The 15,040-nt window shown below is 74.8% G+C and carries 13 protein-coding genes and 1 pseudogene; 11 read left to right on the forward strand and 3 right to left on the reverse strand.

The window, feature by feature from the left end:
* Positions 1–1,349 (forward strand): annotated as a pseudogene (locus tag MY520_RS24175) (sacsin N-terminal ATP-binding-like domain-containing protein); the annotation flags it as partial.
* 212 nt (positions 1,350–1,561) lie between these two features.
* Here MY520_RS24175 and MY520_RS24180 read toward each other — a convergent pair.
* Both MY520_RS24180 and MY520_RS24185 read right to left on the reverse strand, forming a co-directional pair.
* On the reverse strand, positions 1,562–1,930 hold the full coding sequence (locus tag MY520_RS24180; protein WP_436695236.1) for a hypothetical protein: 369 nt from the start codon (positions 1,928–1,930) through the stop codon (positions 1,562–1,564).
* 292 nt (positions 1,931–2,222) lie between these two features.
* Positions 2,223–2,513: a hypothetical protein gene (locus tag MY520_RS24185; RefSeq protein ID WP_436695237.1), complete on the reverse strand. Its 291-nt coding sequence runs from the start codon at positions 2,511–2,513 to the stop codon at positions 2,223–2,225.
* Between the two features lie 197 nt (positions 2,514–2,710).
* On the opposite strand from MY520_RS24185, the gene MY520_RS24190 reads away from it, so the two are divergent.
* From MY520_RS24190 to MY520_RS24220, 7 genes are all read left to right on the forward strand, one after another.
* Positions 2,711–3,079, forward strand: a complete 369-nt coding sequence (locus MY520_RS24190) for an STAS domain-containing protein (RefSeq protein WP_436695238.1) — start codon at positions 2,711–2,713, stop codon at positions 3,077–3,079.
* 246 nt (positions 3,080–3,325) lie between these two features.
* Positions 3,326–4,111: an ABC transporter ATP-binding protein gene (locus MY520_RS24195; protein ID WP_436695239.1), complete on the forward strand. Its 786-nt coding sequence runs from the start codon at positions 3,326–3,328 to the stop codon at positions 4,109–4,111.
* Entirely contained in the window at positions 4,108–4,965 is an 858-nt protein-coding gene (locus MY520_RS24200; protein ID WP_436695240.1) for an ABC transporter ATP-binding protein, read from the forward strand. Before MY520_RS24195 ends, MY520_RS24200 begins: the two co-directional genes overlap by 4 nt.
* Positions 4,962–6,836: an AMP-dependent synthetase/ligase gene (locus tag MY520_RS24205; RefSeq protein ID WP_436695241.1), complete on the forward strand. Its 1,875-nt coding sequence runs from the start codon at positions 4,962–4,964 to the stop codon at positions 6,834–6,836. Before MY520_RS24200 ends, MY520_RS24205 begins: the two co-directional genes overlap by 4 nt.
* The gene (locus MY520_RS24210) at positions 6,833–7,720 is read left to right on the forward strand and encodes a branched-chain amino acid ABC transporter permease (RefSeq protein ID WP_436695242.1); all 888 of its coding nucleotides are present in this window, start codon (positions 6,833–6,835) and stop codon (positions 7,718–7,720) included. Before MY520_RS24205 ends, MY520_RS24210 begins: the two co-directional genes overlap by 4 nt.
* A gap of 73 nt (positions 7,721–7,793) precedes the next feature.
* On the forward strand, positions 7,794–8,960 hold the full coding sequence (locus tag MY520_RS24215) for a branched-chain amino acid ABC transporter permease (RefSeq protein ID WP_436695243.1): 1,167 nt from the start codon (positions 7,794–7,796) through the stop codon (positions 8,958–8,960).
* Positions 8,961–9,091: 131 nt separating this feature from the next.
* A complete protein-coding gene (locus MY520_RS24220; RefSeq protein ID WP_436695244.1) occupies positions 9,092–10,435 on the forward strand; it encodes an ABC transporter substrate-binding protein in 1,344 nt (447 codons plus the stop codon).
* Positions 10,436–10,470: 35 nt separating this feature from the next.
* On the opposite strand, the gene MY520_RS24225 is transcribed toward MY520_RS24220, so the two are convergent.
* Positions 10,471–12,363 carry an FAD-dependent monooxygenase gene (locus MY520_RS24225; RefSeq protein ID WP_436695245.1) on the reverse strand — a complete coding sequence of 631 codons (1,893 nt, stop codon included), beginning with the start codon at positions 12,361–12,363 and terminating at the stop codon, positions 10,471–10,473.
* Between the two features lie 138 nt (positions 12,364–12,501).
* On the opposite strand from MY520_RS24225, the gene MY520_RS24230 reads away from it, so the two are divergent.
* The 3 genes from MY520_RS24230 (at position 12,502) to fabG (ending at position 15,011) form a co-directional block, all read left to right on the forward strand.
* Positions 12,502–12,942, forward strand: coding sequence for a PaaI family thioesterase (locus MY520_RS24230; protein WP_436695246.1), 441 nt, complete (start codon positions 12,502–12,504; stop codon positions 12,940–12,942).
* A 92-nt stretch (positions 12,943–13,034) separates the two neighbouring features.
* On the forward strand, positions 13,035–14,246 hold the full coding sequence (locus tag MY520_RS24235; protein WP_436695247.1) for an acetyl-CoA C-acetyltransferase: 1,212 nt from the start codon (positions 13,035–13,037) through the stop codon (positions 14,244–14,246).
* Positions 14,247–15,011: a 3-oxoacyl-ACP reductase FabG gene (gene fabG, locus MY520_RS24240; RefSeq protein ID WP_436695248.1), complete on the forward strand. Its 765-nt coding sequence runs from the start codon at positions 14,247–14,249 to the stop codon at positions 15,009–15,011.
* Positions 15,012–15,040 lie beyond the last annotated feature (29 nt).

A 15,040-nucleotide genomic window follows, 5' to 3' on the forward strand; every position in this document is an offset into this window, starting at 1 on the left:
ACTTGGCCGCGGTCGCCGACCCGGCGGTGCGGGCGGCGGTCGAGACCCCGATGGACGCCGTGGACGACGGCTGGGACGACGGCGCCGACCCCGCCGCGCTCGCCGGGGCGGTGCTCGCGCTGGTCGCCGCGGCCGGCACCGCACCGGGGGAGCTGCCGTGGCTGGCCGAGCTGGCGCTGCCCGACGCCGACGGGGGCTGGGCGCCGGCGGGCGAGCTGGTGCTGCCCGGGTCGCCGTTCGCCGCGGCGATCGAGGAGGGCGCGCTCGGCACGCTGGGTGCCGCGCTCGACGCCGATCCCGCCGTCCTCCGCGCGGTCGGCGTCCTCGACGGCTTCGCCCTGGCCTGGGCCGAGGACCCCGACGACCTCGACGTCGACCGCGCCGAGGACTGGGCGGACGCGGTCCTCGACCGGCTGCCGGCCGGCGCGCCGCCGCCCCGCTGGCCCCGGCTGACCGCCGTCCGGGACCTCGAGCTGGTCGCCGACTGGGCGCGGGCGCTGCCGCTGCTGGCCACGCTGCCGGCGGAGGCGTGGGCGGACGTCGTCCTCGACGGGGTGAGGGTGCCCGGCTACCTGCGGTGGTGGCTGGCCACCCACCCGGTGCTCGACGGACGCCGTCCCGACCGGCTCCGGCACCCGGACGGCGCGGAGCTACAGGGACTGTACGAACCGGCGCACGCCGAGCCGGACCTGCTGGCCCTGCTCCGCCCGCCGGCGACCGTGGCCGACGTGCTGGCCGACGTCGACGGCGCGCTGGACCTGCTGGACCGGCTCGGCGACCCGCGGCGGACCGTGCCCCCGACGGTGCTGCGGACCGTGTACGCGCGGCTCGCCGAGGCGCTGGACGGGGTGGACGTCGAACCACCGGAGCGGGTGCGCGTGGCGCCGGACCGCGTCGTGCCGGCCGAGGCCGCCGTCGTCCTCGACGCGCCGTGGTTGCAGCCACTGGCCGGACGGGCGCTCGTGCCGGCCGGCGGCGCACCCGGCGCGGTGGCCGACCTGCTCGACCTCCCGCTCGCCGGCGAGGTGGTGCCTGCGACGGTGGAGAGCCGGCCGGCGCGGCAGCTGGCCTGGGCCGACGTGCCGGGGGCGGCGCTGGCCGCGGCCCGGCTCGGCGCCGGCCGGCTGGTCGGGGAGGTGGCCGTGCACGAACCCCTGCGGGCGGGCGGCGCGACGGTGCCGTGGTGGCCGGGGGAGGGCGTCGACCACGTCGACGGGACGCCGGCCGCGCTGGGCCGGGCGCTCGCCTGGCGGGCCGGGGCGTGGCCGCTGCGCCAGGCGCTGGCCGAGGCCTTCGCCGAACCGCACCGCGCCGACGCGCTCGCCGCCGAGGACGGCGTCACGCCCTGACGCGGAAAGTCCGGGTCGGGCCCGCCGCCGAGCACGCCGCCGGTCGGCGGACCGACCGGCGGCGCGTCCCTCGGTAGCGGGTCTCGGCGATCCCGGCCCCCTGCAGGGCCCGCCGCCAGCGTGCGAGCGGTGGGGGGCAGGGGTTCTCACTCCGGTGGCCCCCTGCAGGGGCCCGCCGCGAGCGGGCGAGCGGTGGGGGGCAGGGGGTCCTTCTAGTACCAGCGCGGGATCGGCATGGCGCCCGGCGCGTGGCCGTGCGCGGACGACGGTCGCCCGCCGCGCCCGCCGGCCGGTGCGCCGGCCGTCGGCGCGTGCTGGGTGCTGGTCCAGCAGCGGTGCAGCGACAGCCACTGCGCGGCGGTCAGTGCGCCGGCCCGCGTGGTCGGGGGCAGGCCCTCCTGGCGCAGCCAGCGGATGCCGGCCGTGCCGGGCAGGGAGGACCGCAGCGCGGCACCGAGCGCGGCGCCGGGCTTGGCGAGCACGGCGTGCACCAGGCGGTCGAAGGCCGCGGCCTCCTCCTCGGGCAGCTCGGCGCGGGCGGTGGCGGCCGCGCCGTCGACGGGGCGGTGGGGACGTGACAAGGCAGACCTCCGGTGGAGGCGGGGCGGCGCGCGGAGCGCCACCACGTACAGGGACTGGATGCGCCCGCGCACGGCGGGCGGGACGGCGGGGAGCAGGGCTCGACCCGCGGTGCGTGTCGCTCGGGGGGAGATCAGGACCGCATGGGAGAACGGTAGGACGCCGCCGTCGCGCCGTCGACGGGTTTTCCCACCGTCGGTCCCCGCGGTGACCGCGACGATGCTCCCCCGCGGGGACCGCCGCAACGCTCTCCCCGGAAACCGCCCCTGGGGACCGCCGTGACGGTCCGCGCGGTCAGCGGCCGGAGCGGCCGGCCTTGCGCTGCTGGTGAGCCTCCCACCTGGCGCGGTCGCGCTCCCGGGCGTCCTTGTTCTTCTCCCGCTGCGCGGCGCGCCGGCGGGCTCGGGCGAGCTCCCGCTCCTCGAAGGAGGGGTGCTGGTCCCAGTTGCCGGCGAGCACGGCGACGACCCAGAGGCACAGGCCGAGGATGGCGACGAACGCGGCGAGGATCGGGTCGAGGAGCAGGAAGGCCAGCGCCGTCGCGACGACCCAGACCCCGCCCCACACCATCAACCGGCTCGACACACCCCCAGTATCCCTGCCCGCGGAGTGCTCGGAGGCGAGGCCAGGGCCGTCCGGCCCTTGCTTCCGCGGGCAGCGGTCCCTACGGTCGGGGCAAGCGGTTCAACAGTCAGCCGTCGCACTCGTGCCGGACTCCGTTCCGCAGCTCGGCCCCCGGGGCCGGAGCTCGATCGAGTCCTCTCTCCCGAGAGGCGCTTTCCGTGACCGCTACCTCCATCACCCCGACCGACGAACTCGTGTCGATCACGGTGGCCCACACCGCGTCCAGCGTCCGCCTGACCGTCGTCGGTGAGATCGACTCCAGTTCCGCGCCGGCCCTCCGCCTGGCCGTCGACGACGTCCTCGACGGCGGCGTGCGCGAGCTCGTCATCGACCTCGACGGCGTCACCTTCCTCGACTCCGCGGGGCTGTGCGTGCTCGCCGGCGCCCACCGCACGATGACCGACGCCGGCCTCCGGCTGCGCGTCCTCGCCTCCGGCCGGGCTGTGATCCGGCCCCTGCAGATCACCGGTCTGTGGGAACTCCTCGCCGTGGAGCAGGTCGAGCCGGGAGCCGGCAGCGCCGCCTGACCTCGGCGTTCACCTCGTCGTTCGCGACGTCCCCCTACGTGCGCCGACCGCCGGCGACGTGCTCCACCCCGCGTGCAGCACGGTGCGTGCCGCGTCGATAACGACCCCGTAACGAATTGCACGCGGTCACTCGCACGATGCTTCCCGTCCGCTGACCGGGCACCTACTGTCGCCGCTCAACCGACGTCTGTGACCCACGTCACAACCGGTTGGTCCAGGCAACGGTCCGGCGGCGGGGAGGTGGTCGTGCTCGCAGTCAGCAACCTCGAGGTCGTCTATGACGACGTCGTCCTGGTGTTGCGCGGCGTGAGTCTCGAGGTGCCCGAGGGGCAGATCGTCGGCCTGCTCGGCGCCAACGGCGCGGGCAAGACCACGCTGCTGCGCGCCCTGTCGGGGCTGCTGGACATCCACCACGGCGAGGTCACCCGGGGTCAGATCGCGCTGGACGGCGAGCGGATCGACCACCTCGACCCCCAGCAGATCGTCGCCCGGGGCATCAGCCAGGTGCTCGAGGGCCGCCGGGTGTTCGGGGAGTTCACCGTCGAGGAGAACCTGCGGGTCGGAGCCCACACCAAGTCCAAGGACCGGGTGGCCAACCTGGAACGGGTCTTCGACCTCTTCCCCCGGCTGCTCGAGCGGCGCACCCAGGCGGCCGGCTACCTCTCCGGCGGCGAGCAGCAGATGCTCGCGATGGGCCGGGCGCTGATGAGCAACCCGCGCTACCTGCTGCTCGACGAACCCAGCCTGGGGCTCGCGCCGCAACTGGTCGGCTCGATCCGGAACCTGATCGCGGCGATCAACGAGCAGGGCACGACCGTGCTGCTGGTCGAGCAGAACGCCTCGATGGCGCTGTCGATCGCCGACCACGGCTACGTGCTGGAGACCGGGCGGGTGGTGATGGACAAGCCCGCCGCCGACCTGCTCGCCGACGACGACATCCGCGAGTTCTACCTGGGCCTGGGCGCCGAGGGCAGCGAGCGGTCGTTCCGCGACGTCAAGCACTACCGGCGTCGGAAGAGGTGGCTCTCGTGAGCGAGCAGGTCGAACCCGACGACTCGGTGAGCGAGCAGGCGCCGGTCGTCGAGGTCACCGACGTCACGCTGAAGTTCAAGGGCGTCACCGCGATCAACGGCGTCTCGTTCGCCGTCGGCGCGCAGGAGCTCTTCGCGATCATCGGCCCCAACGGCGCGGGGAAGACGTCGATCTTCAACGTGCTCTCCGGCGTCTACCGGCCGCAGCAGGGCACCGTCCGGTTCCTCGGCGAGGACGTGCTGGGCCGGGCGCCGCACGACATCGCCGCCCGGGGCATGGCCCGCACGTTCCAGAACATCGAGCTGTTCGAGAACCTCACGGTGATCGACAACCTCATGCTCGGCCGGGCGCACCGGGTGCGGTACGGGATGCTCTCGGCCGCCGTCTGGTTCGGCCGGGCCCGCCGCAGCGAGCTGGTCGACCGCGCCGCCGTCGAGGAGATCGTCGACTTCCTCGAGCTGGCCGCCTTCCGCGGCTCCCCGGTCGGCCTGCTGCCCTACGGCATCCAGAAGCGGGTGGAGCTCGGCCGCGCGCTGGCGATGGGTCCGCGGCTGCTGCTGCTCGACGAGCCGGTGGCCGGCATGAACCTCGAGGAGACCGAGGACATGGCGCGCTTCATCCTCGACATCCGCGACGAGCTGCAGGTCCCGCTGATCATGGTGGAGCACGACATGGGCCTGGTCATGGACCTCGCCGACCGGGTGATGGTCGTCGACTTCGGCGTCCCGATCACCACCGGCACCCCGGCGCAGGTGCAGGAGAACCCCGACGTCATCAAGGCCTACCTCGGTGAGGACCACGCCACCGGCGGCCGCCGCAGCCAGGCCGCCCCCACGAGCGGAGGCACCCCATGACGGCGACGGTCGAGCGCCCCACCGGCGCCGCCCCGGCGACCACCACCACGATCGTCACGCGGGTGCGAGACCGGGCCGCCGCCACCCCGACCGCCGTCGCGATGCGCTCCAAGGAGCTCGGCCTGTGGCGGGAGACCAGCTGGGCGGAGTACTGGGACGAGGTCCAGGACGTCGCGCACGCGCTGCTCGCGCTCGGCGTCCGGCGCGGCGACCGGGTGGCCATCCAGTCGGAGAACCGCCGGGAGTGGCTGACCACCGACCTCGGCGCGGTGGCGATCGGTGCGGTGACCGTCGGGCTCTACCCGACCAACCCCGCCGCCGAGGTGGTGCACGTGCTCGCCGACTCCGGCGCGGTGGTGCTGCTCGCGGAGGACCAGGAGCAGCTGGACAAGGCACTGGAGGTCGGCGACCGGACGCCGGAGCTGCGGTCCATCGTCTACGTCGAGCCGCGCGGCATCCGGGGCCGCTACCGCGACCCGCGGCTGCTGCACTGGGCGGAGTTCCGCGCCCGCGGCCGCGAGCACCGGGCGGCGCACCCGGGGGCGGTCGAGGAGGCGATGGCCGCCACCCGGCCCGGCGACCTCATGACGCTGATCTACACGTCCGGGACGACCGGTCTGCCCAAGGGCGCGATGCTCACCGTGGCCAACGTGGAGGCGACCATCGGCGCGCTCACCGGTGCCGGCGGCCTGCTCGACCCGCCGGCCGGGGCGCGGGACCTGGCGCTGTCCTACCTGCCGCTGTGCCACGTCGCCGAGCGGATCTTCACCACCTGGAACAACGCCGCGACCGGCATCCAGGTCAACTTCGCCGAGTCGATCGACACCGTGCCGGCCAACCTGCGCGAGATCCAGCCGACCTTCTTCTTCGCCGTCCCGCGGATCTGGGAGAAGCTGCTGGCCACCGTCCAGGTCCGGCAGGCCGCGGCCAGCCCGATGAAGGGCGCGATCGGCCGGGTCGGGATGAAGCTCGCCGCGCAGGTGGGGGAGACCCTCGCCCGCACCGGCGGCCGGCACACCGCCGGGTCCCGGGTGCGGTACGGGCTGGCCTGGGTGCTCGTCGTCCGGGCGCTGCGCGAGCGGCTGGGGCTGCGGCGGGTCCGGTGGGCCGGCTGCGGGGCGGCACCGGTGTCGCTCGACGTGCTGCAGTTCTTCCTCGGCCTCGGCGTGCCGGTCTACGAGGTCTACGGGATGACCGAGAACACCGCCTCGGCCACCGCGAACCGGCCCGGCACCTGGCGACTGGGCACCGTCGGCGTCGCGCACGACTCGGTCGAGCTCCGGGTCGACGAGCGGACCGGCGAGATCCTCACCCGCGGGCCGGCCACCTTCGCCGGCTACTGGAACCGGCCCGACGCCACCGCCGAGGCCGTCGACGCCGACGGCTGGCTGCACACCGGCGACGTCGGCACCCTCGACGACGACGGGTTCCTGCGGATCACCGACCGCATGAAGGACATCATGATCACCGCAGGCGGCAAGAACATCGCCCCGTCGGAGATCGAGAACGCGCTCAAGGTCAGCCCGTACGTCAAGGAGGCGGTGCTGATCGGCGACCGCCGTCCGTACCTGACGGCGCTCATCGGCATCGAGCCTGACACGGTCGGCGACTGGGCGCAGCAGCAGCGCATCCCGTTCACCACCTACCGCGACCTCACCGAGAAGAAGGAGGTCCTGGAGCTGGTGCAGGGCATCGTCACCGACGTCAACAGCCGGCTGGCCACCGTCGAGCAGGTGAAGGCCTTCCGGCTCCTGCCGAAGATGCTCGACCACGAGGACGGCGAGCTGACCGCCACCCAGAAGGTCCGGCGCGCGGCCATGGCCGAGCGCTTCTCCGGCCTGGTCGACTCGATGTACCGGGGCGCCCGGTGAGGGACCTGCTCCTCACCCTCATCCGCGGGCTGGCCTTCGGCTCGCTCTACGCGATGCTCGGGATGAGCTTCGTGATCATCTACAAGGCCTCGAAGGTGATCAGCTTCGCCCAGCCGGCGCTGATGCTGGCCGGCGCGGTGCTGGTGAGCTACCTGGCCGGACCGGTGGGCTTCTACCTCGCCGTCCCGCTGGCCGCCGTCGGCATCGCCACGCTCGCCGTCGGCCTGGAGCGGACGACGATCCGCCCGATGATCGGCCGGCCGGTGTTCGTCGTCGCGATCATCACCCTCGGCCTGGACGTCGTGATCCGGGTGGTCGTCAACCAGTTCATCGGCCGCGACGTCCGCAACGTCGGCGACCCCTGGGGGCTGTCCACGGTCGAGGTGCTGGGGCTGCCGATCCAGGAGCGCTACATCGCGATGGTGATCGTCCTGGTGGTCGTCTCGGCCGCGCTGTACGCCTTCTTCCGGTACAGCCGCTACGGGCTGGCGATGCGCGCGGCGTCGCTGGACCAGGAGGTCGCCCTGGTCCAGGGCGTCTCCGTCGGCGGGGTCATGGCGATGTCCTGGGCGATGGCCGGGGCGCTGGCCGCGGTCGCGGGGGCGTTCATCGGCACCGGCGGCGGGGTGGACCAGTCGACCTGGGTCATCGCCCTCAAGGCGTTGCCGGCGATCATCATCGGCGGCCTGGACTCCATCGCCGGCGCGGTGGTCGGCGGGCTCGCCGTCGGCGTCGTCGAGGCGCTCGTGGCCACGTACCAGGACGAGTTCGCCCCCTGGCTGGGCCCGAACTTCTCCCTGGTCTCCCCGTACGTGCTCCTCCTGGTGGTGCTGCTCGTGCGGCCCTACGGGATCTTCGGCACCCGAGAAGTGGAGCGGGTGTGACCGGGCTCGCGAGGTCACCAGTGGACACGGCACCGCGCGGCACGAGGCCGACGAGCGCCGGCGAGGAGGACTCGTGACCGCCACCGAACGGCGCGCCGAGGCCTCCGTCCCCGAGCCGGCGCGAGCCCGCGGACGGCGACCCCGCGGCCGCCCGGCGCTGTACACCGACTACGCGCAGGACCTCGCGCTGCTCAACACCCGGGGCAAGCGGATCGGGATCGGGCTGCTGGTCGTCGTCGCGCTGCTGATGCCGTTCCTGCTGCAGGACGACCTGCTCCGGCTGCTGGCCACCGGCGCGGTCCTGGCGATCGGCGCGATCGGGCTGAACCTGGTCACCGGCTACGCCGGGCAGGTCTCCCTCGGACACGCCTTCTTCCTCGGCGTCGGGGCCTACACCGCGGCCGTCCTCTCCGGGGACCCGGAGGACGACCGGCTGGTGGGGTTCGGCATCACCCTGCTGCCGGTCTGGCTGCTGTCGGCGGGGGCCGTGGCGGCGCTGCTCGGGCTGATCGTCTCCCCGCTGGCCAGCCGGCTGCGCGGCCTCTACCTGGCGATCGTGACCCTCGGGCTGGTGTTCCTCGGGGAGCACGTGTTCCGCGAGTGGGACGCGGTCACCGGCGGCGCGGGCGTGGGCCGGCCGGCGGCCGACCCGGTGCTCGGGGTCGACCTGTCCCGGCGCACCGAGTCGTTCTCCGCCGACCAGCAGATGTACTGGCTGATGATCGTGCTGCTGATGGTCTTCGCCCTCGTCGGGCGGAACATCGCGCGCTCGGCGGTGGGGCGCAGCTTCGCCGCCGTCCGCGACCGGGACATCGCGGCGGAGATCACCGGGGTCGACGTCCGGCGGGCCAAGCGGCGCGCGTTCGTCATCTCCGGCTTCTACGGGGGCTGCGCCGGGGCGCTGCTCTACTCGATCACCGGGTTCATCGACCCGGGCTCGTTCGGCCTGCTGCTCAGCGTCCAGTTCATCGCGATGGTGCTCATCGGGGGAGCCGGCACGATCTCCGGCTCGATCATGGGCGCCTTCTTCATCGCGCTGCTGCCGCGGCTGACCCGGGAGCTGCCGGCCTACCTGCCGTTCCTCTCCTCCTCGGCGACCGAGTTCCCCAACGTCTTCCAGGTGGAGACGTTGCTCTACGGCCTGCTGATCGTGCTGTTCCTGATCTTCGAGCCCCGGGGGCTGTTCGGGATCTGGATACGCGCACGCAACTACTGGAAGGCCTGGCCCTTCAGCTACTGAAAGGACCCCGCCCCCCTCACCCCTCGCACGCTCGGGGCGAGCCTCCGGACGGGGCCGCCACGCAGACTCCCGCGGGCAGAGCCGCCCGCAGGGCACACCGACCGGCGCCGGTGCCGGCAGAAGGGAGCACCATGAGGAACACCCCGCGCCGGAGGACTGGCCTCCAGCGCCGCAGACTGGCCGCCGCCTCGATGGCCGGCCTCGCCGTCCTCGCCGCAGGCTGTCGCGGCGGCGGTGAGGACCCGGGCGACGGTGGAGGTGGCGACGGCGGCGTCGCCACCGACGTCGGCGTCACCAGCGAGCCCTGCCCGGACGCCGTCAACGCCGACAACGGCTGCATCTACCTGGGCACCCTGTCCGACCTCACGGTGGGGCCGTTCGCCGCGCTCGGCCCGGCCATCACCGAGGGCCAGGCGGCGTTCTGGGCCCGGGTCAACGAGGAAGGTGGCATCGGCGGCTACGACGTCGACGTCGCCACCTACGTCCGGGACAACCAGTACAACCCGCAGGTGACCAACCAGGTCTACCAGGAGATCAAGCCGGAGGTCCTGGCGCTGGCGCAGACCCTCGGCTCGCCGCCCACCGCCTCCATCGTCGAGGACCTCGACGCCGAGGACATCGTGGCCGCACCCGCCGGGTGGACCTCGCTGTACCTGTTCCAGGACGTGATCCTGGAGAGCGGGGCGACCTACTGCGCCGAGGCGATGAACGGCATCGACTACGCGGTCGAGACCTACCAGGCGCAGTCGGTGATGGCGATCCACTACGCCGGTGACTACGGCGAGGACGGCGCGGCCGGCGCCAAGGTGGCCGCGGACGCCAACGGACTGCAGTTCGCCAACGTCGAGACGACCGCGGGCCCGGACAACCAGGCCGCCGCGATCGCCGCGATCCGCGACCAGCAGCCCGACGTCGTCCTGCTGACGGTGGGGCCGACGGACACCGCGGCCATCGTCGGCCAGGCCGTCGCCGGAGGCTTCCAGGGCCGGTTCCTCGGCTCGTCGCCGGCGTGGAACGTCGCGCTGGGTGCCTCGCCGGCCGGGCCGGCGCTGCAGGCGTCCTACCAGGCGCTCGGCCCGTGGGCGCCGTGGGGCGGTGACACCGAGGCCCACCGGGCGGCGATCGAGGCCATCGGGGACGTCTCGCCCAACGAGGGCTACCTGCAGGGCTGGTTCTGGTCCTACCCGCTCCGGGCGGCGCTCGAGGCCGCCGCGGAGGCCGGCGACCTGACCCGCGCCGGTGTCCGGGAGGCGGCCGAGAACCTGGAGGAGGTCGACTACGAGGGGCTGCTCCCCGAGGGCTCGGGCAACTACGCCGGTGGGCCGAACGAGGTGGCCTCGCGGGCGACCTACATCAGCAACGTCGACCCGAGCGCCCCGACCGGGATCACCCTGGTCGAGGACGCGTACACCGGGCCGACCGCGGAGGCCTACGAGTTCAGCGGCCCCTGCTACGAGGTGGAGGACCTCGGCTGAGCTGAGCCGAGCTCATTCGGCGGCCGGTTCCCCCGTCATCCGCGGGGGGACCGGCCGTCGTCGTGCTGCGCCTGCTCGACGGCCCGGGCCAGCACCGCGGCCGGGACGGTGTCGGCCAGCAGCAGCGCCAGCCGGGTGAGGAAGGCCTCCCGCCCGTCCGCGGACGCGCGGTCCAGCCCCTCGCTGAGCACCCGCCACGCGGTCTCCAGGTCCGTCTCGGCCGGGCGGTCCGGCTCCCGGACCGGCCGGGTCCCGGCCGGCGCGCGCCCCGCGCGCACCGCGGCCGCGCCGTCGGCGAGCCCGGCCGGCCCGGGCAGCCGGCACAGCAGCAGCCCGTCCGGGCGGACGACGACCACCTCGCCCGGCTCCGCCCCGAACGCGCCCGCCACGGCGCCGTCGGGGTCCTCGAGCACGATCCCGCCGCCGGGCACCGGCCCGTCCGGCGGGCCCACGAGCAGTGCCCGCACCGGCTCCGGTGCGAGCTCCCCGGCCAGCCGGTCCACGCCGGCCGCGAGCTCCGCCGCCGCGACGCCGACGCCGACGACGGCGAAGCCGGTGCCCCGCTCGGCGTCCAGCGACGAGGAGCGCGGGCCCGCGGCCGTGCGCACCCGAGCGGCCCGGTCGGCCAGCGGGTCACCGGGGTGCGGGGCGGCACCGGACGCGGGCCAGGTGAGCGGCGAGGTCCGGGCGTGGGTCGCGCTGGACTGGCGGGGGTCGAGCAGTTCCCGGAAGCGGGGACGGGTCGCGGCCAGAGCCAGGACGGCGTCCCGCGTGGCGGTCCAGCCGGGCGAGCCGGGCGTCATGATCCGCGTGCTCTTGCCCGCCGCGGCGACGTTCTGCTGCCAGGCCGAGCGGCGCTCGGTGGCGTAGGCGCGCAGCAGCGCGGGGGATGCGGTCCCGTGTACGACGGCGGCGAGCTGCCAGGCGAGGGTCTCGGCGTCCTCGATGCCGGAGTTGAGCCCGCGGACACCGAAGATCGGCACCAGGTGCGCGGCGTCGCCGGCGAACAGCACCCGCCCGTGCACGTAGTCGTCCAGGGACAGCGCGTGCGCCCGGTAGAGGCTGCGCCACTCGAGGGTCCAGGGGACGTCGGAGCCCAGCCAGTCCAGGTGCCGGGCGATCCGGGCCCGCACACGGTCCTCTCCGACCTCGACGTCGGCGTCCTCGCCGGGGGCGAGCTGGTAGTCGACCCGCCAGATGTCGCCGGGCTGGCGGTGCATGATGATCGTCGAGCCGGGGTTGCTCGGCGGGTCGAACCACACCAGCCGCTCCGCCGGGCGGTCGGTGGGCCAGTGGATGTCGGCGATGACGTACCGGCCCTCGTAGCTCGTACCGGCCAGCGGCAGTCCCAGCGCCTCGCGCACCCGGCTGCGGGCGCCGTCGGCCGCCACCACCCAGGAGGCCCGCAGCACCCGCGGCCCGGCCGGCGTCTCGACGTCGAGCTCCACGGCGTCCGCGCCCGGCCGGACGCCGGTCACCCGCGACCCCCACCGGACCCGCGCGGTGGGTGCCCCGTCCAGCGCGCCCGCGAGGACCTCCTCCACCTCCGACTGGGAGATGTTGACCATCGGCGGCCGGACGTCGGCGGCCCCGTGCGGCATCCGGAAGGACAGCACCTCCCCGGCCCCGGCGAAGCTGCGCCCGCCGGTCCAGGCCAGCGCCGTCCGCTGCACGGCGTCCCCGACGCCCAGGCGGGCCAGGACCTCCAGGCTGTGCCGGGACAGGCAGATCGCCCGGCTGCCGAACGACGCGGACAGCCCGGCCTCGAGGACGGTGACGTCGACCCCGCGGCGGGCCAGCCCGAGGGCGCCGGCCAGTCCGACCGGGCCCCCGCCGACGACCACCACCGGCAGCGGCGCCGCGCCCGCCGGCGTCGAGGGGTACTCGGCGGGCGGGTGCGGCGCGGGGCGCGGATAGGCGCTGCTCATGTCACCTCGTCGGCCGGTCGCCGGGTCCGGGGCGCCCATCCTGGCAGCACCGGCGGCCCGGGTGCCCGCCTTGACCGGCGGGCGGCTGCGGGCCACGGTGGCGGGCGTGCCGCCGCCGTCCCGCCGTCCGCCCGCGCGGTGAGCGAGGCGGGCCCTCCGCCCCCGGGGGCCGAGGAGGAGCGGCGCCGGCGGGTCGTCGCCGCGATCTACGACGCCGACCCGGCCGTCCGCGCCCTGGGCATCGCCGTCGTCGCGACCACCGACGGGTCGGCCCGGGTGGAGATGGTCGTGCGCGCGGACATGGTCAACAGCCACCGGGTCAGCCACGGCGGGCTCACCTTCCTGCTCGCCGACACCGCCATGGCCTACGCCTCGATCCGTCCGGACGGCGCGATCGCGATGACCACTGCGGCCGACGTCGTCTTCTCCCGGCCCGCGCCGGAGGGCTGCCGGCTCGCCGCCGACAGCCGCCGGGTGCACCGGGACGGGCGCCGCGAGGTGCACGACGTTCGGGTGACGGACGAGAACGGGACGGTGGTCGCGCTCGTGCGCGGCCAGATGACGCACCGCGCTCCCTGACCCGCGGAGCCGGGCAGGGGAGCCCTGCCCGCGCCGGTCGGACCGGCGGGGGCACACTCATACCGCTGAGGTGCACTGACGAGGAGGACCCCGTGCGAGATGCGGTCATCTGCGAGCCCCTGCGGACCCCGGTGGGCGGATTCGGCGGCACGCTGCGCGACGTACCGGTGCAGGAGCTGGCCGCCACGGTGATCCGCGCGGTCATGGAACGCACCGGGCTGCCACCGGAGTCGGTCGACGACGTCCTGCTCGGCCACTGCTACCCCACGATGGACGCACCGGCGCTCGGCCGGGTGGCGGCGCTGGACGCCGGCCTGCCGGTCACCGCCTCCGGGCTGCAGATCGACCGGCGCTGCGGATCGGGCCTGCAGGCGGTGATCTACGCGGCGATGCAGGTGCAGTCCGGCTCCTCCGACGTCGTCCTGGCCGGTGGCGCGGAGTCGATGAGCAACGCGCCGTTCTACTCCACCGCGATGCGCTGGGGGGTCAAGGCCGGCCCCGGCGTCCTGCTCAACGACGGCCTGGCCCGCGGCCGGGTGACCGCCGGCGGCCAGAACCACCCGGTGCCCGGCGGCATGCTCGAGACCGCGGAGAACGTCCGGCGCGACTACAAGATCAGCCGCGAGGAGCAGGACGAGTACGCCGTCCGCAGCCACCAGCGGGCCGCCGCCGCCACCGACGAGGGCCGGTTCGCCGACGAGATCGTCCCGGTGACCGTGCGGTCGCGGAAGGCCGAGACCGTCGTCGACCGCGACGAGCACATCCGCCCCGACTCCACCGTCGAGACCCTCGCCAAGCTGCGGCCCATCCTCGGCAAGGACGACCCCGAGGCCACCGTCACCGCCGGCAACGCCAGCGGGCAGAACGACGGCGCGGCGGTCTGCGTGGTCACCTCCCCGGAGAAGGCCGCCGAGCTGGGGCTGCGGCCGCTGGCGCGGCTGGTCTCGTGGGGCGTCGGTGGCGTGCCGCCCAAGACCATGGGCATCGGCCCGGTCCCGGCGACCGCCAAGGCGCTGGACCTGGCCGGCGTCGCGCTCAAGGACGTCGACCTGATCGAGCTGAACGAGGCGTTCGCCAGCCAGGTGCTCGCGGTGGCCCGCGAGTGGGACCTGACCGAGTCGGACTTCGACCGGGTGAACGTCAACGGCTCGGGCATCTCCCTCGGCCACCCCGTGGGCGCGACCGGCGGGCGCATCCTCGCCACGCTCACCCGCGAGATGGCCCGCCGGGACGCCCGCTACGGCCTGGAGACGATGTGCATCGGCGGCGGGCAGGGCCTCGCCGCGCTCTTCGAGCGGGTGTGAGTGGGCGCGCCGTCCTCCCCGCGCGTCGCGATCGTCACCGGCGCCGCCCGCGGCATCGGCGCGGCCACCGCCCAGCGGCTGGCCGCTGACGGCTTCGCCGTCGCCGTCCTCGACCTCGAGGAGGCGGCGGCCGCCGGCACGCGGGAGGCGATCGAGGTGGCCGGGGGGACGGCGCTGGCCGTCGGCGCCGACGTCAGCGACGCCGCCCAGGTGCAGGCCGCCGTCGACCGGATCGCCGCGGAGCTCGGCCCGCCGGTGGTCCTGGTCAACAACGCCGGCGTCACCCGCGACAACCTGCTGTTCAGGATGACCGACGACGACTGGGACGTGGTCGTGCGGGTGCACCTGCGCGGCTCGTTCCTCATGACCCGCGCGGCGCAGAAGCACATGATCGACGCCCGGTGGGGCCGCATCGTGAACCTGTCCAGCACGTCGGCGCTGGGCAACCGCGGCCAGGCGAACTACTCGACCGCCAAGGCCGGGCTGCAGGGGTTCACCAAGACGCTCGCTGTGGAGCTCGGGAAGTTCGGCGTCACCGCGAACGCGATCGCGCCGGGCTTCATCGTCACCGAGATGACCCGGGCGACCGCCGCCCGCCTCGGCCGCGACTGGGCCGAGTACGAGGCCGAGCGCGCCGCGGCGATCCCGGTCAACCGCGCCGGCCGGCCCGAGGACATCGCGCACACCGTCTCGTTCCTCGTCAGCGAGGGCGCCGGGTTCGTCTCCGGCCAGGTCATCTACGTCGCCGGCGGCCCCCGCACCTGACGTGTCGGTTCCCGCGGAAACCGCCGGGG

The sequence above is a fragment of the Geodermatophilus sp. CPCC 205506 genome (genome assembly GCF_051383635.1).
Lineage (GTDB): Bacteria > Actinomycetota > Actinomycetes > Mycobacteriales > Geodermatophilaceae > Geodermatophilus.